We start from the raw sequence: 16,948 nt of genomic DNA, 5'->3' as shown, positions 1-16,948 counted from the left end.
GGCGGCGAGGTCACCTCACGCGACGGCGGTCCCCTCCAGCTCGACCATCTGGCCGGGGACCGCCAGCCGTGTCACGCCGAGCATCGTGGTGGCCGGCGCCACCCCGGCGGCGCCCAACCGCGACGCCAGCACACCGTAGTGCGGGAACAGCAGATCGACGTCGGTGGTGTAGACGTTGAGCCGGACGAGGTTCGCGAGGGACATGCCGGCCTCGCCGAGCACGGCCTCCAGATTGTCGAGGCTCAGCGCCAGCTGTGCGGCCATGTCACCGTCATGCCGGGGCTTGCCGTCGTCGCCCATCGCGGTCTGCCCGGAGCAGTACAGGGTCCGGGTGTGCCCGGTGACGAGCTCCCCCTGGTTGAATCCCAGTTCCGCCGACCACGTCACCGGGTTGACTGCCGTTCGCTCCACTGCCGTTCGCGCCTCTGCCATGTCAGCTCCATTCGATGCACGGGGAGTCCGTACGAGGAGCCTTCCAACGAATCATGACACCCTCGGTCATGTATTCGATAAGGTCCTCGCATGCGCGCCGATCGGCTGGTCTCGCTGGTGCTGCTGCTGCGTCGGCACGGGCGGCTGACGGCGGACACGCTCGCCCGCGAGCTGGAGGTGTCCACCCGGACGGTGCTGCGCGACATCGAGGCGCTGTCCGCAGCCGGCGTCCCGGTCTACGCCGAACGCGGCCGGCACGGCGGGTTCGCGTTGTTGCCCGGTTTCCGGACCGAGCTCACCGGACTGAACCACGATGAGGCCCTTGCCCTGCTGACCGCCGGATCGAAGCGCTCCGAGCGGGCGTTCGGCCTCGGCTCGGCGCTCGCTTCGGCCTTGCGCAAGGTCCTTGACGCCCTGCCCGAAAGCCATCGGGCCACCGCGAGCGACGCGGCACAGCGCTTTCTCGTCGAGCCGGAGACCGACCTGCTCTCACGCCGGCCGGTCGCTGAGGAGGTGCCCGGCACGGCGCTGATCGAGATTCGGCGCGCGGTGCTCGCCGGACACAAACTGCGCATCCACTACGCGGCCGCGGACCAGGCGCCGCAGTGGCGGACGGTGGACCCGATCGGCCTGGTCACCGTACGGGACCGGGGCTACCTGCTGGCCACGAGATCCGGCGCGGACCGCACCTACCGGCTGTCGCGGGTGCTGGCCGCCGAGGAACTCCCCGAACCGGCACAGCGACCGAACCAGGTCGATCTGGACCGCGCCTGGCGGGAACGCTGCGCCCGGTTTCTGTCCAGCGGCCATATCGCCGTGCTGATACGGGTGCGCCCCGAGCGACGGGAGGACCTGCTGGGCACCGTGGTAGCCGTCCGCGCCGCGGAACCCGACGCGGACGGCTGGCTGCGACTGGAGGTGACCTTCCAGGATCTACGACACGCGGAGTGGGCGCTGTGGCAGCTCGGCACGGACGCGGAAGCCCTGGCCCCGGCGTCGTTGCGCGCGTCCCTGCACCACCGCGCGATCGCGATGGCCACCCGCTACGGCGACTCGCCCTGAGAGTGCGCCATGAACGAGTCGGCCATGAACGAGTCGGCCATGAAGGCCTATGCCCGTCGTGACGACGGCCCTCAGTCCAGCTGCGACTGCACCTGCGACGAGATCAGCTCCAGGTGGTCCAGGTCCGTCAGGTCCAGGAGCTGGAGGTAGATCCGCGACGAGCCCAGGCTCGCGTAGCGGCCGATCTTGTCCACGACTTCGGCGGGTGAGCCCGCGAGGCCGTTCGCCTTCAGTTCGTCCACGTCCCGGCCGATGGCGGCCGCGCGGCGGGCGACCTCGGCGTCGTCCTTGCCGACGCAGACGACCAGCGCGTTGGAGTACACGAGGTCGTCCGGGCGGCGGCCGAACTCCTCCGCAGCCGTCCGGACCCGGCCGAACTGCTCCCGCGTGGCCTCCAGCGAGGCGAACGGGATGTTGAACTCGTCGGCGTACCGCGCGGCCAGCCGCGGGGTGCGCGTGGCGCCGTGGCCGCCGATCAGCACCGGAACCTTGGCCTGGGCGGGCTTCGGCAGGGCGGGCGAGTCGGTCAGCTGGTAGTACCTCCCCTCGTACGAGAACGTCTTGCCGGCCTCCGTCTCCCACAGGCCCGTGACGATGGCCAGCTGCTCCTCCAGGCGCCCGAACTTCTCCTTCGGGAAGGGGATGCCGTACGCCTGGTGCTCCTCCTCGAACCAGCCGGCCCCCAGCCCGAGCTCGACGCGGCCGCCCGACATCTGGTCGACCTGCGCGACCTGGATCGCCAGCACGCCCGGCAGCCGGAAGGTCGCGGCGGTCATCAACGTGCCGAGGCGGATCCGCTTGGTCTCGCGGGCGAGCCCGGCCAGCGTGATCCAGGCGTCGGTCGGCCCGGGCAGGCCGTCCACGGACCCCATGCGGAGATAGTGGTCCGAGCGGAAGAAGGCGTCGAATCCGAGGTCCTCGGTCGCCTTGGCGACGGTCAACAGGGTGTCGTAGCTCGCCCCTTGCTGGGGCTCGGTGAAGATGCGGAGATCCATGCCCCCATCCTGCCCGTTCGAACGGGCGTCATTTCACGGGCTCGCCCGGGTGAAGATCCATGAACCTGGTGACTCGCCGCCCGTACCCGTCGTTGGCTCGGCTGGAGCCGGACCGCCCGGCCCGCGTGCCGGCGGCAGCTGTCGGCACGTCGTCGCCGAGGAGGCCCTCATGTCCCAGGAAGCAATGCCCGAACAGCAACAGGGCGCCGGCGCCCCCAAGGGCCTGCTGCAGCAGATGGAGGAGTTGATGGCGGCGCTCACCGCCGATCTCTCGCAGCTCGACGCCGACCTCCAGGGCTCGGCCGACCGCGGCCGCGCCGCCGGCGAGGACGCTCCCGAGCGACCGGCCTGACGCTCGGCCCGGCGCTCCATCCGGCGTCCCGGCGGCGCACTCCCGGTCATGGCGGGCCCGCCATCGAGTCCGCCGCGTCCGTCAGATCGGTCGACAGGCCGGTCGGCAGGTTGGTGGACAGATCCGTCGGCAGATCGATCGACAGGCCGGTCAGCTCCTCCAAGTCCTTTAAGCCCTTCAGGTCCTTCAGGTCCTTCACGTCCTGCAGCTCCGACGGATCCGCCGGGTCGCGCGCCGACCGCTCCTCGTCGGGCGGCCCGGGCGATCCGGAGGGTCTGCCCGACTGCCGCGCGGTGAGTCTGCGCAGCATGACGCGCACCCGGTCACTGGACTCGTCGGCGGCGTCGATCGCCTCGATGCACTGCCAGTACAGCCCCTCCTCGTCGGTGGCGCAGGCGACGCCGACGAGCGCCATGCCCACCTCGCCCAGCAGCGCGCCCAGCGCCCGTAACGTGCCTCGCACATCGGCGACACCCGTCAGGCGGGCGGCCCGCACGCCCCCGTCGCGCAGCCCGGGATGGTCGGGCACGGTGCCGCCGCGCCCGCCGATCTCGCTGAGCCCCCGCGCGTCGTTGCGCAGCTCCGGCGGCCCGGTCAGCGCCAGGTGACGGCCGATGGCCTGCGCGAGCGCCTGTGCCTGCCAGGCCTCCGCCACGATGTCGAGTGCCACCCGGCTCTCCGCCAGTCCACTCCGACCCGCCGTGATGAGTCGTTCCGCGTCCATCCGAGCCGCCCCCGTTCGTACGTCTGTCCGCCCACTCTTTCACTACCCAGAGTGAGGCTGAACGGACCCAAAAGCCAGGGGAATTCGGAAATCTGTGGACAGGAAACTCAGTGTGAATAAGTCGATCACTCCGGAGAGTGACGATCGTCCCGTGCGGCGCGCCCCGGTGGCCGCCCCACCGGGAAACGGAGCTCATTGCGGTCGATCTTCGCGGAGAGCGCCGCCAGCGGGTCGACGCCCAGCACGCCGCAGAACTGCAGCAGGTAGGCGAGCACGTCCGCGACCTCGTCGGCGACCCGGTGCGCCGTCTCCGGCTCCTCCATCACCCGCGCCGCTTCCTCGGGCGTCAACCACTGGAAGATCTCCAGCAGTTCGGCGGCCTCGACGCTCAGCGCCGCGGCCAGGTTCTTCGGCGTGTGGTACGGCTGCCACTCGCGCGCCGCCGCGAACTCCGCCAGCCGACGCTGCAGTTCTCGTACATCCGGTTCCGTCACGGCCCCAGGTCTACCACCGTCACCCCCTCCCGCCCGCGCACGGCCCCCGCCACCGCCTCACCGACCGTCCCCACCAGCCGCATGTGGCCCTCCCCGCAGATCAGCGCGGCCAGCGCCACCAGTTCCCTCACTTGGCGCCCGTCCAGGTCCCGGTCGAAGCCGTCCGCGAGGACGGTGAGGGTCTGCAGCGCTCCGGGCACCTCCACCGTCTGGTCGACGGCGAGCACCCGCGGCCCGGTCAGCAGCACCAGCGCGAGCGCCAGGTACCGCAGCTCGCCGTCGCCGAGCCGCTCCAGCGGCGTGCCGTACCGCGACGCGCCGGCGCCCCGGTCGAGTACCGCGCGCACCCTGCCGTCCGCGAGCCGCTCCACGCCCACGTCCCGTACCGGCCCCGCGCACCCCGCGCGGGCCGCGGCCGCCAGCCGGGCGTGGCGCCGCACGCAGTCAGCGCGCGTACGGTGCAGCACCTCCGCGAGGTTCTCGCAGCCGCGCCGCAGCCGGCCGTCCCCCGGCTTCACCGGCGCCCGCATCCGGTCGGGCCGCGGCTGGCACGGGAAGACGGACCGCAGCGCCAGGACGACCTGTTCGGCCGCGGCCAACACCCGCCGCTGCCCGTCCGTCCGCCCCGCCACCCGCAGCGGCAGCAGCGCCGTGCCGAGCCGGTCGTCGGGCAGCTGCTCACGCGTCATGGACGCCGGGCCGGCCGTGAGCCACTCGGCCCGCACGGTGCCCCGCCGCGGGTCGTGCGGCGCGGTGGCCAGCAGCACCCGCCCGTCGGCGTCCGTCAGCCGCTCGCTCACGATGCGGGGTTCGGGTTCCGCCTGCACGGCGAGGTCGAGCCGTACGGGGCCGGCCGGGCCGTCCACGGTGCAGCCGATCCGGAACCCCCGCCGCCCCTGCGCGTCCGCCGCCGCGCCGTCCGGTACGCAGCCGGCCGGGTCCGGGAACGCCCGGCCGAGCGCCGCTCCCCCGCCGAGCAGCGCGAGTGCCTCGTACGCCTGGACCGCACTGGACTTGCCGCTTCCGCTCGGCCCCGCGAAGAGGGTGACGGGGCCGAGCGGGAGGGCCGCCCCGCGGTGCGCTCTGAAGGCGGAGAGCCGCAGCTGCGTGAGGGCGGGGCGGGCCGGGTGCGTGGTGTGGGTGCGGTCCATGGCCGGACCGTACGGTCACGCGTGCGCGGCGAACCGATTCACCCGGACGGGCTCCTACGAATGGGGGACGGCCGTCTCCGCCGCCGCGCCCTCGACCTCGGTCCCGACCGGCGCCAGCAGGAAGACGTTCCGGTCCACCCGGTGCATGCCGCTGCCGAGCCCGAAGACGACGCCGCTGCTGAAGTCGAGGATCCGCTTGGCGACTTCGGTGTCCGCCCCGGTGAGGTCCAGCAGGACCGGGATCTGCGCGATGAGGTACTCGGCGACCTCGCGCGCGTCCGCGAAGACCTGCACCCGCAGTACGACCATGCGGCGCTGCTCGGCGGCCTCGTAATCCTGCGGGATCGTCCGGTGGTCGATCCTGGACGGCCACTCGTTGCGCCCCCGAAGCGGGACGACCTGGGCCAGGCCCTCCCACTGTTCGTCGGTGACGTCGTACCTCTCGTACCTACTCATGGGACCTATCCTCGCCCGCCTCACCCGTTCGGCCCAACTACGACACTCAGCGTGTCCCGCGCGACGGAGGCCGGAGAGCTCATATGAGAAAATGAGACATGGCCGGACCTTTCGGCCGCTTGCGTTCGCGCTTGAGCACGCGTGCCGTCGCCAGCCAGGTGTTCGCCCTGCAAGCGGCGGTGGTGCTGCTGCTCGTCGTCGCCGCCGTGGTGGCGCTCGTGCTGCAGTCGCGCACCGACAGCGAGCGGGAAGCGCGCCAGCGCTCGGCCGCCGTGGCCGAGACCTTCGCGAGGGCACCGGGCGTCGTCGCCGCCCTGACCGGACCCGACCCGTCCGCCGTCCTCCAGCCGCACGCCGAACGACTCCGCGAGGCGTCCGGCGTGGACTTCGTCGTCGTGATGTCCCCCGACGGCACGCGTCACACCCACCCGAACCCCGACCTGATCGGCGAGCGGTACATCGGCACCATCGCCCCCGCCGCGGCCGGCGGCACCGTGACGGAGACCGTCGACGGCACGCTCGGCCCCGCCATCCAGCACGTCGTCCCGGTCACCGGTCCCGGCGGCCGGGTCGTGGGTCTCGTCTCGACCGGGATCACCATCGACAAGGTGAGTGGTGTCGTCGAACACCAGCTGCCCGTCGTCTTGGGCTCCGCGGCCGCCGCTCTCGCCCTCGCGACGGCCGGCGCCGCCCTGGTCAGCAGGCGGCTGCGGCACCAGACCCATGGCCTCGGGCCGGCCGAGATGGCCCGGATGTACGAACACCACGACGCCGTCCTGCACTCCGTCCGGGAGGGCGTGCTCATCCTCGACGGCGGCCACCGGCTCCTGCTCGCCAACGACGAGGCGCGCCGACTGCTCGGTCTGCCCCCGGACGCGGAGGGCCGCCACGTCGGCGACCTGGGCATCGAGCCGGGAATGGCCCGGCTGCTGGACTCCGGGCGGCCGGCCACCGACGAGGTCCGCCCGGCCCGCGACCGGCTCCTCGCCGTCAGCCTGCGGTTGACCGGCGACCGCACCGGAGGGCCGCCCGGCGCCGTCGCCACCTTGCGGGACACCACGGAACTCCGGCAGGTCACCAGCCGGGCGGACCGCACCCAGAGCCGCCTCGAGTTGCTGTACGACGCGGGCGTGGAGATCGGCACCAGTCTCGACGTCGTACGCACCTCCCAGGAGCTCGCCCGGTTCGCGGTGCCGCGGTTCGCCGACTTCGTCACCGTCGACGTCCCCGACGCCGTGCTGCGCGGCGGCGAGCCCACGGGCACCGGCTCCCTCCGCGAGATGCGCCGGGTCGCGTACTGCGGCATCCGGGACGGCACGCCGCTCCACCCCGCCGGCACCCTCATCCGGTTCCTGCCCCACACTCCGCAGGGGCGCGGCTTCGACACCGGCAGCGCCGTACTGGAGGCGGACATGACCGCGTTCCACGGCTGGCAGTCACAGGAACCGGACCGGGCCCGCCGGCTCGTCGCGTACGGCATCCACTCGATGATCGCCGCCCCGCTGCGGGCGCGGGGCGTCATCATGGGCGTGGCCACCTTCTGGCGCGCCGACGAGCCCGAGCCCTTCGACGAGGGCGATGTGTCCCTCGCCGAGGAACTGGTCGCCCGCGCGGCCGTCAGCATCGACAACGCCCGCCGCTACACCCGCGAACACGCCATGGCGGTCACCCTCCAGCGCAGTCTGCTGCCCCGCTCCCTTCCCGGGCACACCGCCCTGGAGATCGCGCACCGCTACCTGCCCGCGCAGGCCGGGCAAGGCGGACAGGGCGGCGTCGGCGGTGACTGGTTCGACGTCATCCCGCTGCCCGGCACGCGGGTCGGTCTGGTCGTCGGAGACGTGGTGGGGCACGGCATCCGGGCCGCCGCCACCATGGGGCGGCTGCGCACCGCGGTCCACAACTTCGCCGCCCTCGACCTGGCCCCCGACGAACTGCTCTGGCACATGGACGAACTGGTCGCCCGGATCGACCAGGACGACAGCGGGGACGGCGACGCGCTGACGGTCACCGGGGCGACCTGCCTGTACGCCGTGTACGACCCGGTCTCGGGCGTGTGCACCATGGCCCGCGCCGGTCACGTCGAACCCGCGATCGTGTACCCCGACGGGCGCGCGGAGTTCCCCGGCCTGCCCACCGGCCCGCCCCTCGGGCTCGGCGGCCTGCCCTTCGAGAGGGCCGAGGTGCGCCTGCCCGAGGGCAGCAGCCTGGTGCTCTACACCGATGGACTGCTGGAGGACCGCGACCGGGACCGCGACCTCGACGAGGGCCTCCGGCTGCTGCGCCGCACCCTCGCGCACCCGGGCCGGACACCCGAGGAGACCTGCCGCGCGCTCCTGGACGCCCTGCTGCCCGAGCGGCCCCGCGACGACGTCGCGCTCGTCGTCGCCCGGACCCGGACGCTGGCGCCGGACCGCACCGCCACCTGGGACGTGCCCGCGGAACCTGCCGCCGTGGGGCGCGTCCGGGCGGAGGCCCGGCGGACGCTGGAGGCGTGGGGGCTGGCCGACGAGGCGTTCCCCACCGAGCTCGTCCTCGGCGAGCTCGTCACCAACGCCGTACGCCACGCCGCCGCCCCGATCCGCGTACGGCTGATCCGTGACCGGGCGCTGATCTGCGAGGTCTCCGACGGCAGCAGCACGGCCCCGCACCTGCGGTGGGCGGCGGAGACGGACGAGGGCGGGCGGGGGCTGTTCCTGGTGTCCCAGTTCGCGGAGCGCTGGGGCACCAGGTACACCGGGACGGGCAAGGTCGTCTGGGCGGAACACGCCCTGCGCGAGCGGACCTCGGGGGTCCCGCGGCCTTAGCCGAGCGTCTTACCCGCCGTCGCGGTCCTCGGCTGCGGCCCGCTCGATGCGGGCCTGTTCGACGAGCTCCTCGTACGCCTCGGCGTCGTCGAGGTCCGTCCCGTGCAGCAGCATCACCGACCACGGGACCGGGCAGGGCGGCGCGTGGTCGGGGTCCGGGCACAGCAGCCTGGTGATGCGCTCCTTGACCTCTTCGGCCTGCTTCTCGGTGGCGTAGATACCCAGCCGTACTTCCCAGACACTCGGGTCCTCGGACATCGCGCACCTGTTCCTGTGCCAGTTCGTGCCGGTGAGAAGGGACGTTCGACGCTACCAGACGCGCTTGGTGTCGCAGTGGCGCTTGTAGTGGCCCTGCGGGACCGGCACGTTGCGCTGGGCGTCGTGGATGGCCGCTTCCTTGCTGTTGCCCGTGCCGTCGGCGCGCTCGTACCCGACGACGTTGTTGTCGCTGATGCGGACGATCTGGCACTGGACCGTGGCGTGCCAGGTCCTCATGACCTGGATCCCGCCGAGGGTGGCCGGTGCCGCGGGGGCCGCGGGGGCCGCGGAGGCGGCGGGCGCGAGGAGGCCGCCGAGGGTGAGGGCGAGGGCGGCGGCCGCGAGGGTGCGGTGGAGCGGGCGGAGTGTCTTCATGGGTCCTCCCCGAGGACTGGTGGGACGACGATGAGCCATGCCGCGGACCGGCCGACGGGGGATTCGACCGGTCCGGGCCCTACGACCCTCGCACTCCGGCCCCGCCCCGTGCGCCCCCTGGCAGCGGGGTTGGCAGTCCCGTGTCAGCTGTCCGCCGACTGCCAGCCGACACGGCGCACGGTGGCAGCATCCGGCGTTCCCGGCGGTGAACCGGGCCGCGCGGCCGCGCTACGTACAGGGCGTAACCGCAAGCGGCCAGGCCCACGGGGCCGGGTAGGAGAACCCATGGCGTACGACACGGCTGCCCCGCCCCTGGCGGGTCGGCGCGACAATCCCTCGCTGGTGACCGTGGTGGGCACCGAGCTCGCCCGCCACAAGCGGGGGTTCATCCCCTGGTACCACCTCCTCGCGCCCGTGATCATCACGGTCCCGCTGTTCCTCGGCGCGCTCGGCTCGTCCGAGGCGAAGGCGGGCCAGACCTTCGAGGTCTTCCGGAACGTGACCCTGGAGTTCTGGGGCGTGCTCGTGCCGATGACGGCGGGCCTGGCCGCGGCGCTGTCGGTCCGGGCCGACCAGGACGCCTGGCGGCTGCTGCTGTCGTACGGCGTGCCCCGCGGGCGGTACTTCGTCGGCAAGGTCGCCGCACTCGGTGTCCTCGGGTTCGTCTCCTCGACCGTGCTGCTGGTCATGCTCTCGCTCGGCGCGGCGGTCAGCGGGCGGTTCCCGGGCGCCCTGGGGACGGTGGTCGCGGCGGTGTACCTGCCGTGGCTGGTGGGCCTGTCCATGACCGCGCTGGCCGTGCTCGTCGCCGTGGTGTGGGGCATGGGCCCCAGCATCGGCGTGGGCGTGGCCGGGCTGCTGAGCGGGGCCCTCATCTCGGACAAGGACTTCTGGTACGCGGTTCCCTTCGCCTGGCCCATGCGGGTGGTGCTGCCCCTCGCCGGGATCGGGCCCAACGGTGTACCGCTGCCCAAGGACAGTCCGGTGACGGCGATGTCGGCCATTCCGGTCGCCGTGGTCCTCGCCTTCGCCCTGACCGCGATCCTGCTGGTCGTCGGCAGTCTGCACATGCGCCGTAAGGAGATCTGACCCATGACCACGCCGACCACCCCCGCCGCGCCGGGCTCCCCCGTCACGCCGACGCCCGCGCTGCGCATCCGCGAGCTGCACAAGCACTACGGCTCCCACCGCGCCCTCGACGGGGTCGACCTCACCGTCAGGACGGGCGAGGTCTACGGCCTGCTCGGGCCCAACGGTGCCGGCAAGACGACCTTGATGAAGGCGCTGCTGGGCCTTCAGCGGCCCACCTCGGGATCCATCGAGATCTTCGGCAAGCCCGTGGGGCGGGAGTCGCTGGCCGATGTCGGCGCCCTGATCGAAGTACCGGGGCTGTGGCCGACCCTGACCGGGGACGAGACGCTCAAGGTACACGCCAAGCTGCGGTGCGTGCCCGAGGAGTGGATCGAACCGGCGCTCAGCCTCGTCAAGATGACCGACGCGCGCGACCGGAGGGTCGGCGCCTACTCCCTCGGCATGCGCTGGCGGCTGGGCATCGCCGTCGCCCTGCTGGCCCGGCCGCGGCTGATCGTCCTCGACGAGCCGACCAACGGCCTCGACCCCGTCGGCATCCGCGAGATGCGGGGCATCATCCGCTCGCTGGCCGGCGAAGGTGTGGCCGTGCTCATCGCCAGCCACCAGCTCGCCGAAGTCGCCCAGGTCTGTGACCGGGTCCAGGTCCTGGCGTCGGGCCGCACCCAGTACGAAGGGCCGCTGGCGGGCCTCGCCGTCGACGGAGACGTGGAAGCCGGCTTCTTCCGGCTGCTCGAAAGCGCCGATGCAGGTATCCGCTGACCGGCCCGGTGGACGGCACCGCTGATGGGCCCCGCCGACGCGAGCGTCACGGGGCCCATCAGCGGGGGCTTCAGCCCGCGCGGGCCGTCAACGCCTGGCGGCCCGGGCTCAGGCGCGTGCCCAACACGGCGGCCATCGACATCAGTTCGGCACGGCCGGTGACGCCCAGATCGTCGTACAGCCTGCGGATGCGGCGGTACATGGACCGCTCGGAGCAGTAGTGGCGTCGGGCGATCTCCGACACGGTCATCGACGTACAGAGCATGCGCGCCAGCTCCAGGTCTCCCTCGCACAGGGCCGGCGGGTGCGACGCCTGTTGATACGTCCTGGGACGGGCCGGCTCCTCAGGCTGGTGCTGGTGCTGGTGCTCGTCGTGGCTGCGGATGGCCTGGAGCCAGGGCGCGGCAGGTTCGGCCGCAGCCGGGTCGGCCGGTTCGGCCGGTTCGGCAGGCTCGCACCGAGTGGCGGTCATGCTGTGGGCCCGCAACTGCGCGTACAGCATGTCGATTTGGCTTTCGGCCGGTATCGCGAGGTTGAGGACGAAGTTCGCACCGGAGCGGATGGCGTAGTAGGTGCGGTATCCCGAGACGTCGGTGGTGACGGCGATAAGCAGGGAGAGGGGGTGCCGTACGCGTACGGCACGGAGGCCTTCGGCCTGGAATTCGCTGGTGACCGGTATCAGTACGGGCAGCTCGATGGCGTCGCCGGGTGCGGTGAGGTCTTCGTCGTCGACGAAGTCGACGCGGTCGAGGATGGTGCGGACCGTGCTGAGTGGGGCGTTCGGGGAGTCGAGGTGGGTTTGGAGGCCGGCGTGGGCGAGGACGTGGATGTGGCTGGTGTGTGTGGCGTGCGGGTGCAAGGGCGTGTCCCCCGTGGTCGTCCCGTGGTCATCGGTGGTCGGGCCGATGATCGGGTGCGTGGTGCTGCTGGTGGGGTGCGCGTGCCCGGCCGTGTCCCGTGCCGGGTGCTGTCACCGGGAGAATCGGCAGAGTTTCATGGTGGTGCTGAGGAGGGTGCCGAGGCTGACTTTGTCGCCGCCGTCGCCGGTGGCGCGTACGGCGTCGATGTCGCGGTAGCCGGCTTCTTCGGCGCGGTCGTTGAGGGCGTAGGTGGTGCCGTCGGGGGCGGTGAAGACGGCTTGTTCGCCTTTTCGGCATTCGGCGGTGCCGTGGTCGACGGTGAGGGGCCACATGTAGCCGAGGTTCTTCTCGCTCAGCTGCTGGCTGGCGGCGGTGGGGCTCGGGAGGGGGACGGGTTCTTTGGTGGCGGGGTCGGTGCGGCCGCCACCTCCGCACGCGGTGAGACCGACGGTGAGGGTGAGGGTGAGGCCGCTGAGGAGGAGGGCCAGGGTGGTGTGGGTGCGGTGGCGGGTGGTGGTGTGTGTCGTCTTCACGGGTGTGACTGCCTCACTGTCGGAGTGCGTTGGTGGGGTGGTGGATGGCGCCGTCGGCGGCGAGGAGTGCGGCGTAGCCGTCTTCGAGTGAGGGCTCGACGGGGCGTGCTCCGGCGGGCGGGGTGGTGGTGACGATGCGGTATTCGGTGCCTTCCGCGGTGGTGACGGCGCTGACGACTTCGGCGCCGGCGGGCGGGCCGCCGGGGCCGGTGGCACGGGTGATGTAGGTGCAGCCGGCGGCCTGGCTGACGAGGGCGCTGGTGGTGTCGTGGAAGACGAGCCGGCCGGTGGAGAGGACGGCTACTTCGGGGCAGGTCTGGGCGACGTCGTCGAGGATGTGGGTGGAGAGGAGGACGGTGCGGCCGTGGCCGAGTCCGGCGAGGAGGGTGCGGAAGCGCATGCGTTCGTGCGGGTCGAGGCCGGTGGTGGGTTCGTCGACGATGAGGACGGATGGGTTGCCCATGAGGGCTTGGGCGATGCCGACGCGGCGTTTCATGCCGCCGGAGAATCCGGCGAGGCGTTCGCGGGCGCGGTCTTGGAGGCCGACCTCGGCGATGTGCTCGTCGACTTGTCGGCGGCGTTCGCGTTTGTCGTGGATGCCTTTGAGGACGCCGATGTAGTCGAGGAATTCACGGGTGGTGAGGTCGGGGTAGAGGGCGAGTTCCTGCGGGAGGTAGCCGAGGGTGCGTTTGACGGCGGTGAGGCCGGCGCTGGTGGACAGGTCGTGTCCGGCGACGGTGACGCGTCCGGAGGTGGGGCGCAGGACTCCGGTGAGGATGCGGAGGAGGGTGGTTTTGCCTGCGCCGTTGGCTCCGAGGAGTCCGACGGTGCCGCTTTCGATGTGGAGGTCGACGGCGTCGAGGGCGCGGCGGCCGCCGGGGTGGATCTTGGTGAGCTGCTCGGTGGTGATGTTCATGATGCTCCGTGGTGTGTGGCGCGGGCGACGAGGTGGCCGAGTGCGTAGCAGACGGCGGCCATGGCGAGGACGAGGGCGACGTTCAGCAGGGCGGTGGTGTCGCTGACGGCGGGGCGCAGCGCGCCGGTGCCCTGCCGGGTCGCCCACACGTGCGGCGCGTGTGCCCACGCCACCAGGGCGTAGCCGCCGAGTGGTGACAGGACGGTGCCGGTCGCGGTGGGGAGCGGTGAGAAGGTCGGCGGGAAGTGGCAGGCCCAGAGCCACAGTACGACGGTGACGGCGCGGGCGGCGGCGACTGGCAGGAGTACGCCGAGGAGTCCGGCGAGCGCGGTGACGAGGAGCGCGGCGGGGAGCACCGCGGTGGTCAGGGCGACGGCGGCGGAGCCGAGGGGGGCGAGGGTGCCGCTGCTGGCCGAGACGACGGTGGCGTAGAGGAGGAAGAGGGCGGCGACGGGGCCGAGGGCGGTGAGGAGGGGGCCGGCGAGGGCTCCGGTGGTGCGTGGGAGGGGGCGCGCCGGGGTGGCGGCGAGTAGTTCGGGCATGCCGCGGGCTTCGATGTCGCGGCGGAGGCGGTCGGCGAGGGCGAGGCCGACGCCGAGGGTGCAGAGGGTGTTGACGAGGACGGCGGCGGCGCCGGTGCGGGCGGCGGGGTCGCCGTGTCCGGTGACGACGGGTGAGGTCGCGGCGAGCAGCAGGCTGAGCAGGGCCAGTGGCAGGACGGCGCCCCAGACGATTTTGCGGCGGGCGGCCATGAGGGCCTCGTACCGCAGGGTCCACAGCAGTGCGGTCATGCTTCCTCCTGGGTGCCGAGGTGCGGTCCGGCGGTGTGGCGGAGGCGGGTGCCGGTCGGTCCGCCGGGGCCGAGGGCGCGCAGGGCGAGGGCGGTGAGCCAGGCCCCGGCGAGGAGGGCGGGCACGGCTTGCGCGGCTCCGTCCGGTACGACGCGGTCGATGAGCAGGAGTTTGGCGAGGACGGCTGCGACGACGAGGCCGGTGGCGGGGGCGGCGGAGCCGGTCCGTACGGTCGCCCAGACGGCGGCGCCGCTCAGCAGGGCGGTGAGGCCGGCCAGTTCGAGCAGGGCGGGTGCGGGGTCGAGGTCGCGCCCGGCGGCCGCGAGGAGTGTCACGAGCGCGACGGCGGCGACGATGGTGACGGTGGCGGGCCAGGCGAGGCGGCGGGCGACGGTGCGTGCGTACGGCGTGGGCAGGGAGAGGTGGAGTTCGAGCATCGGCTCGCGGGCGACGATCGCCGCGCTGGCCAGTGCGGTGGCGGCGGGCAGCGCGGTGGTCAGCAGGGCGCGGCCGAGGAGCGCGCCGCCGCCGGGGCCGGTGGCCATCGCCGCGTACGCGAGGAGGGCGGCCAGCAGGGGCAGTGCGTAGGCCTGCCTCCCGCAGCGGCGCACCTCGTGCGTCCACCAGGTCGCAGCGGTCATGTCGGCTCCTCCCGTTTCGGCTCCCTCCTCAGGGGGCCGGCCGTGCGTGGTGTACCGCCGCCCGGTGTCGGCTACCGGGATGCCGGCCGGGAGCGGCGGTACACCCTGTACGTAGCGGCGCGGCCTGTGGTGGTTCACGGACGGCGCGTACGAATGCGCCGACGTGGACGACGAGCACAGGCCGCGGGCGCAGGCGCGGGGGTGTCGGGGGCGGGCGGGGCCTACGACGACGGAGTGGCGGGGGCGCCGAAGGAGCGCATGGCGGTGGCGGCCCAGGCCAGCAGGGCGGCGGCCAGCAGGAGGGTCCATGGCGTGGTGGCCAGCAGGACGTCGAGCAGGCCGTCGAAGGGGGTGGCGAGGATGCCCTGAGGTCCGCCGAACACGCCCAGCATCCAGAGTGTGGCGCCGGATGCCGCGCCGACGGCCGGTGAGTGCCGGACGGCGAGGGCGAGGGCCAGGGAGGCAGCGAGCAGGGCTTCGCCGAGCCAGCTGGACACCACGGGCCACCACCCTGGCCCGTCGACGAGTGTCGAGCAGGCCATGGCGAGGGCCACGTCGACGGCGAGCACCACGGTGAGGCGGGCGAGGAACACGGCGGCCGGCGGCACGGGGAGGGTGAAGAGCAGTTCGCGCCGGGGGTCCCGGGCGGGCGAGGCGACCATGAGCGCGCCGAACATCACCAGCAGGACGGCCACGGCGCCGAAGAGCCGTACGGCGAACCGGTCCGGTACGTGCGCGGACGCGAGGAGGGCGGCTCCGACGAATCCGGCGGCGCTGAGGGGTGCCCAGAGGCTGGGCATCAGGGTGGCCTGTCTGACGGCGAGTTGCCATGCGGTGCGCCAGGGGCGGGCGACGCCGGTGGTGCGGGCCGGGGCCGGGGGCAGGGCCGCGGCGGGGGAAACGGCTCGGCGAGGGTCGCCGGTGGTGGCGGTGGGGCTGGTGAGGTCGGCGAGGGCGGGGCCGAGCAGGGCGTCGAAGGGTGGCGGGGTGATGACGGCCTCGGTCGGGGTGGCCGCTTCGGCCGGTGCCGGGGTGTCCGTGACGCGTACCGCCGCGCCGATGTCCTGCCAGACGGCGAGGCGGGTTCGGCAGTCGGGGCAGTGCGTGAGATGCGTGCGGTGGGGGGTGGTGTCGTCCGGGCGGGGGGTGCGGGTGGCGAGGCGGGCCAGGACGTCGTCGGTGAGGTGTTCGGTGAGGGAGTGGGGCTGCTGGGGCTGGTGGGGGTGGTGGTGGTCGGTCATCGTCGTCCCGTTCCTTCCAGCCGCGTGGCGGCGAGCATGCTGCCCAGCCGCCTTCGCGCGTGGGACATCCGGCTTTTGACGGTACCCACCGGGATGGCGAGCACGGTGGCCACTTCGGGGTAGGCCAGTTCCTCGATGAGGACGAGGGCGAGCACTTCGCGGAGGTGTTCGGGGAGGGCGCGTACGGCTGCGGCGAGTTCGGTGCGCTCGGCTTCTTTTAGGACGTGGTCTTCCACGCTGGGTGCGGGGTCGGGGACGTCCTGGGCTTCGGCGAGGTCGGTGAGTTGTGGCCGGGATCTGCGGAGCTGGTTGTGGGCTTGGCGTCTGGCGACGCCGAGGAGCCAGCCGCGCACGCTGGAGTCGCCTCGGAAGCCGCCCGCCGAGCGCCATACGGCGAGCCATGCCTCTTGGAGGATTTCCTCGGCGACTCCCTGGTCGGAGGTGAGTCTGCGGATGAGGCGGAGCATGGCGGCGGCGTGCCGCTCGTAGAGGGCGCGGAGGGCGGTTTGGTCGCCGCGGGCCACGGCGGTCAGCAGAGCTTCGTCCGAACACACATCACGTACGTATCCAGAACGGGCGCGTCGGTTCACGGTCCCACGCCACCGAATTGATGTACGACCGGAAAGCGACGTGCGGGCGAGGGCGGTGTGGCCGTCCTGCCAGCGAACTGCCATGACTGCCAAGCCGGGCGGAAGCCATTGAACGGGCATCTCGCGGCGTGATTCCGTGGGGCACCGGATCGCGGTCCACGAACGTCCATTCGGTTTCAACGGAGGAGTTCAGCATGGGAATCAACGCCCCTGCTCCGTCGCAGAACGACGGAAACCTGTTCGACCTGGACCTGGAGATCGGCGTGGAGCAGTCCGTCGCCGGCCCGGCCATCACGAGCATCTCCTACTGCACCCCGGGCTGCACCAGCGAGGGTGGCGGCTCCGGCTGCAGCCACTGCTGCTGAACCGCCTAGCGTGACGCGTCCGTGGGGCCGGGGCCGGCGGGTCGCCCGCCCCGGTCC

Annotated in this window: 20 protein-coding genes and 1 pseudogene; 6 read left to right on the top strand and 15 right to left on the bottom strand. The window is 72.8% G+C overall.

What is annotated here, in order from left to right; all coding sequences use genetic code 11:
- Positions 1-15 precede the first annotated feature (15 nt).
- Positions 16-411, bottom strand: a complete 396-nt coding sequence (locus ACZ42X_RS12265; RefSeq protein ID WP_468288742.1) for a RidA family protein — start codon at positions 409-411, stop codon at positions 16-18.
- A 111-nt stretch (positions 412-522) separates the two neighbouring features.
- Between ACZ42X_RS12265 and ACZ42X_RS12260 the strand changes: the two genes are divergently transcribed.
- Positions 523-1,494, top strand: coding sequence for a helix-turn-helix transcriptional regulator (locus tag ACZ42X_RS12260; RefSeq protein WP_468287639.1), 972 nt, complete (start codon positions 523-525; stop codon positions 1,492-1,494).
- Between the two features lie 71 nt (positions 1,495-1,565).
- Here the strand turns inward: ACZ42X_RS12260 and ACZ42X_RS12255 are convergent, their stop codons facing one another.
- Positions 1,566-2,489, bottom strand: coding sequence for an LLM class F420-dependent oxidoreductase (locus ACZ42X_RS12255; RefSeq protein WP_361424482.1), 924 nt, complete (start codon positions 2,487-2,489; stop codon positions 1,566-1,568).
- A gap of 169 nt (positions 2,490-2,658) precedes the next feature.
- On the opposite strand from ACZ42X_RS12255, the gene ACZ42X_RS12250 reads away from it, so the two are divergent.
- Entirely contained in the window at positions 2,659-2,841 is a 183-nt protein-coding gene (locus ACZ42X_RS12250) for a hypothetical protein (RefSeq protein WP_468287636.1), read from the top strand.
- A 283-nt stretch (positions 2,842-3,124) separates the two neighbouring features.
- Here the strand turns inward: ACZ42X_RS12250 and ACZ42X_RS12245 are convergent.
- The 4 genes and pseudogenes from ACZ42X_RS12245 to ACZ42X_RS12230 form a co-directional block, all read right to left on the bottom strand.
- Positions 3,125-3,565: pseudogene (locus tag ACZ42X_RS12245) on the bottom strand (DUF6099 family protein); the annotation flags it as partial.
- 125 nt (positions 3,566-3,690) lie between these two features.
- The gene (locus ACZ42X_RS12240) at positions 3,691-4,059 is read right to left on the bottom strand and encodes a nucleotide pyrophosphohydrolase (RefSeq protein ID WP_361424476.1); all 369 of its coding nucleotides are present in this window, start codon (positions 4,057-4,059) and stop codon (positions 3,691-3,693) included.
- Positions 4,056-5,210 carry an AAA family ATPase gene (locus ACZ42X_RS12235; RefSeq protein WP_468287632.1) on the bottom strand — a complete coding sequence of 385 codons (1,155 nt, stop codon included), beginning with the start codon at positions 5,208-5,210 and terminating at the stop codon, positions 4,056-4,058. Before ACZ42X_RS12235 ends, ACZ42X_RS12240 begins: the two co-directional genes overlap by 4 nt.
- A 54-nt stretch (positions 5,211-5,264) precedes the next feature.
- The gene (locus tag ACZ42X_RS12230; protein WP_355364334.1) at positions 5,265-5,666 is read right to left on the bottom strand and encodes a cell division protein SepF; all 402 of its coding nucleotides are present in this window, start codon (positions 5,664-5,666) and stop codon (positions 5,265-5,267) included.
- 98 nt (positions 5,667-5,764) lie between these two features.
- Between ACZ42X_RS12230 and ACZ42X_RS12225 the strand changes: the two genes are divergently transcribed.
- Complete coding sequence (locus tag ACZ42X_RS12225; RefSeq protein ID WP_468287629.1) at positions 5,765-8,470, top strand: SpoIIE family protein phosphatase; 2,706 nt, start codon at positions 5,765-5,767, stop codon at positions 8,468-8,470.
- A gap of 9 nt (positions 8,471-8,479) precedes the next feature.
- Here the strand turns inward: ACZ42X_RS12225 and ACZ42X_RS12220 are convergent, their stop codons facing one another.
- Entirely contained in the window at positions 8,480-8,728 is a 249-nt protein-coding gene (locus tag ACZ42X_RS12220) for a hypothetical protein (protein WP_468287626.1), read from the bottom strand.
- 51 nt (positions 8,729-8,779) lie between these two features.
- Positions 8,780-9,103: a hypothetical protein gene (locus ACZ42X_RS12215; protein WP_468287623.1), complete on the bottom strand. Its 324-nt coding sequence runs from the start codon at positions 9,101-9,103 to the stop codon at positions 8,780-8,782.
- A gap of 285 nt (positions 9,104-9,388) precedes the next feature.
- Here ACZ42X_RS12215 and ACZ42X_RS12210 point away from each other — a divergent pair, with 285 nt between their 5' ends.
- Positions 9,389-10,192: a lantibiotic immunity ABC transporter MutE/EpiE family permease subunit gene (locus ACZ42X_RS12210; RefSeq protein WP_468287620.1), complete on the top strand. Its 804-nt coding sequence runs from the start codon at positions 9,389-9,391 to the stop codon at positions 10,190-10,192.
- Between the two features lie 3 nt (positions 10,193-10,195).
- Positions 10,196-10,954 carry an ABC transporter ATP-binding protein gene (locus ACZ42X_RS12205; protein WP_468287617.1) on the top strand — a complete coding sequence of 253 codons (759 nt, stop codon included), beginning with the start codon at positions 10,196-10,198 and terminating at the stop codon, positions 10,952-10,954.
- A 70-nt stretch (positions 10,955-11,024) separates the two neighbouring features.
- Here the strand turns inward: ACZ42X_RS12205 and ACZ42X_RS12200 are convergent, their stop codons facing one another.
- The 7 genes from ACZ42X_RS12200 to ACZ42X_RS12170 all read right to left on the bottom strand — a co-directional run bounded on the left by ACZ42X_RS12200 (position 11,025) and on the right by ACZ42X_RS12170 (position 16,490).
- Positions 11,025-11,813, bottom strand: coding sequence for a helix-turn-helix transcriptional regulator (locus tag ACZ42X_RS12200; RefSeq protein ID WP_468287614.1), 789 nt, complete (start codon positions 11,811-11,813; stop codon positions 11,025-11,027).
- A 111-nt stretch (positions 11,814-11,924) separates the two neighbouring features.
- On the bottom strand, positions 11,925-12,347 hold the full coding sequence (locus tag ACZ42X_RS12195; RefSeq protein WP_468287611.1) for a DUF2511 domain-containing protein: 423 nt from the start codon (positions 12,345-12,347) through the stop codon (positions 11,925-11,927).
- A 13-nt stretch (positions 12,348-12,360) separates the two neighbouring features.
- Positions 12,361-13,263: an ABC transporter ATP-binding protein gene (locus tag ACZ42X_RS12190; RefSeq protein ID WP_468287609.1), complete on the bottom strand. Its 903-nt coding sequence runs from the start codon at positions 13,261-13,263 to the stop codon at positions 12,361-12,363.
- Complete coding sequence (locus tag ACZ42X_RS12185) at positions 13,260-14,054, bottom strand: hypothetical protein (RefSeq protein ID WP_468287606.1); 795 nt, start codon at positions 14,052-14,054, stop codon at positions 13,260-13,262. Before ACZ42X_RS12185 ends, ACZ42X_RS12190 begins: the two co-directional genes overlap by 4 nt.
- Positions 14,051-14,695, bottom strand: coding sequence for a hypothetical protein (locus ACZ42X_RS12180; protein WP_468287603.1), 645 nt, complete (start codon positions 14,693-14,695; stop codon positions 14,051-14,053). Before ACZ42X_RS12180 ends, ACZ42X_RS12185 begins: the two co-directional genes overlap by 4 nt.
- Positions 14,696-14,916: 221 nt before the next feature.
- Positions 14,917-15,936, bottom strand: a complete 1,020-nt coding sequence (locus ACZ42X_RS12175) for a hypothetical protein (protein WP_468287600.1) — start codon at positions 15,934-15,936, stop codon at positions 14,917-14,919.
- The gene (locus ACZ42X_RS12170; protein WP_468287598.1) at positions 15,933-16,490 is read right to left on the bottom strand and encodes an RNA polymerase sigma factor; all 558 of its coding nucleotides are present in this window, start codon (positions 16,488-16,490) and stop codon (positions 15,933-15,935) included. Before ACZ42X_RS12170 ends, ACZ42X_RS12175 begins: the two co-directional genes overlap by 4 nt.
- Positions 16,491-16,720: 230 nt before the next feature.
- Here ACZ42X_RS12170 and ACZ42X_RS12165 point away from each other — a divergent pair, with 230 nt between their 5' ends.
- On the top strand, positions 16,721-16,891 hold the full coding sequence (locus ACZ42X_RS12165) for a gallidermin/nisin family lantibiotic (RefSeq protein ID WP_361424432.1): 171 nt from the start codon (positions 16,721-16,723) through the stop codon (positions 16,889-16,891).
- Positions 16,892-16,948 lie beyond the last annotated feature (57 nt).

This window comes from Streptomyces sp. NPDC030862 (assembly GCF_055571835.1).
The sequence above is the reverse complement of the archived record's forward strand: the minus strand, read 5'-3'. Positions and strand labels throughout refer to the sequence as shown.

Excerpts from the sequence above, each read along its gene's own strand:
- ACZ42X_RS12175 (WP_468287600.1), bottom strand. The coding sequence starts at position 15,936 with ATGACCGACCACCACCACCCCCACCAGCCCCAGCAGCCCCACTCCCTC.
- ACZ42X_RS12260 (WP_468287639.1), top strand. The coding sequence starts at position 523 with ATGCGCGCCGATCGGCTGGTCTCGCTGGTGCTGCTGCTGCGTCGGCAC.
- ACZ42X_RS12210 (WP_468287620.1), top strand. The coding sequence starts at position 9,389 with ATGGCGTACGACACGGCTGCCCCGCCCCTGGCGGGTCGGCGCGACAAT.
- ACZ42X_RS12235 (WP_468287632.1), bottom strand. The coding sequence starts at position 5,210 with ATGGACCGCACCCACACCACGCACCCGGCCCGCCCCGCCCTCACGCAG.
- ACZ42X_RS12220 (WP_468287626.1), bottom strand. The coding sequence starts at position 8,728 with ATGTCCGAGGACCCGAGTGTCTGGGAAGTACGGCTGGGTATCTACGCC.
- ACZ42X_RS12185 (WP_468287606.1), bottom strand. The coding sequence starts at position 14,054 with ATGACCGCACTGCTGTGGACCCTGCGGTACGAGGCCCTCATGGCCGCC.
- ACZ42X_RS12255 (WP_361424482.1), bottom strand. The coding sequence starts at position 2,489 with ATGGATCTCCGCATCTTCACCGAGCCCCAGCAAGGGGCGAGCTACGAC.
- ACZ42X_RS12230 (WP_355364334.1), bottom strand. The coding sequence starts at position 5,666 with ATGAGTAGGTACGAGAGGTACGACGTCACCGACGAACAGTGGGAGGGC.
- ACZ42X_RS12225 (WP_468287629.1), top strand. The coding sequence starts at position 5,765 with ATGGCCGGACCTTTCGGCCGCTTGCGTTCGCGCTTGAGCACGCGTGCC.
- ACZ42X_RS12205 (WP_468287617.1), top strand. The coding sequence starts at position 10,196 with ATGACCACGCCGACCACCCCCGCCGCGCCGGGCTCCCCCGTCACGCCG.
- ACZ42X_RS12215 (WP_468287623.1), bottom strand. The coding sequence starts at position 9,103 with ATGAAGACACTCCGCCCGCTCCACCGCACCCTCGCGGCCGCCGCCCTC.
- ACZ42X_RS12165 (WP_361424432.1), top strand. The coding sequence starts at position 16,721 with ATGGGAATCAACGCCCCTGCTCCGTCGCAGAACGACGGAAACCTGTTC.
- ACZ42X_RS12190 (WP_468287609.1), bottom strand. The coding sequence starts at position 13,263 with ATGAACATCACCACCGAGCAGCTCACCAAGATCCACCCCGGCGGCCGC.
- ACZ42X_RS12250 (WP_468287636.1), top strand. The coding sequence starts at position 2,659 with ATGTCCCAGGAAGCAATGCCCGAACAGCAACAGGGCGCCGGCGCCCCC.
- ACZ42X_RS12180 (WP_468287603.1), bottom strand. The coding sequence starts at position 14,695 with ATGACCGCTGCGACCTGGTGGACGCACGAGGTGCGCCGCTGCGGGAGG.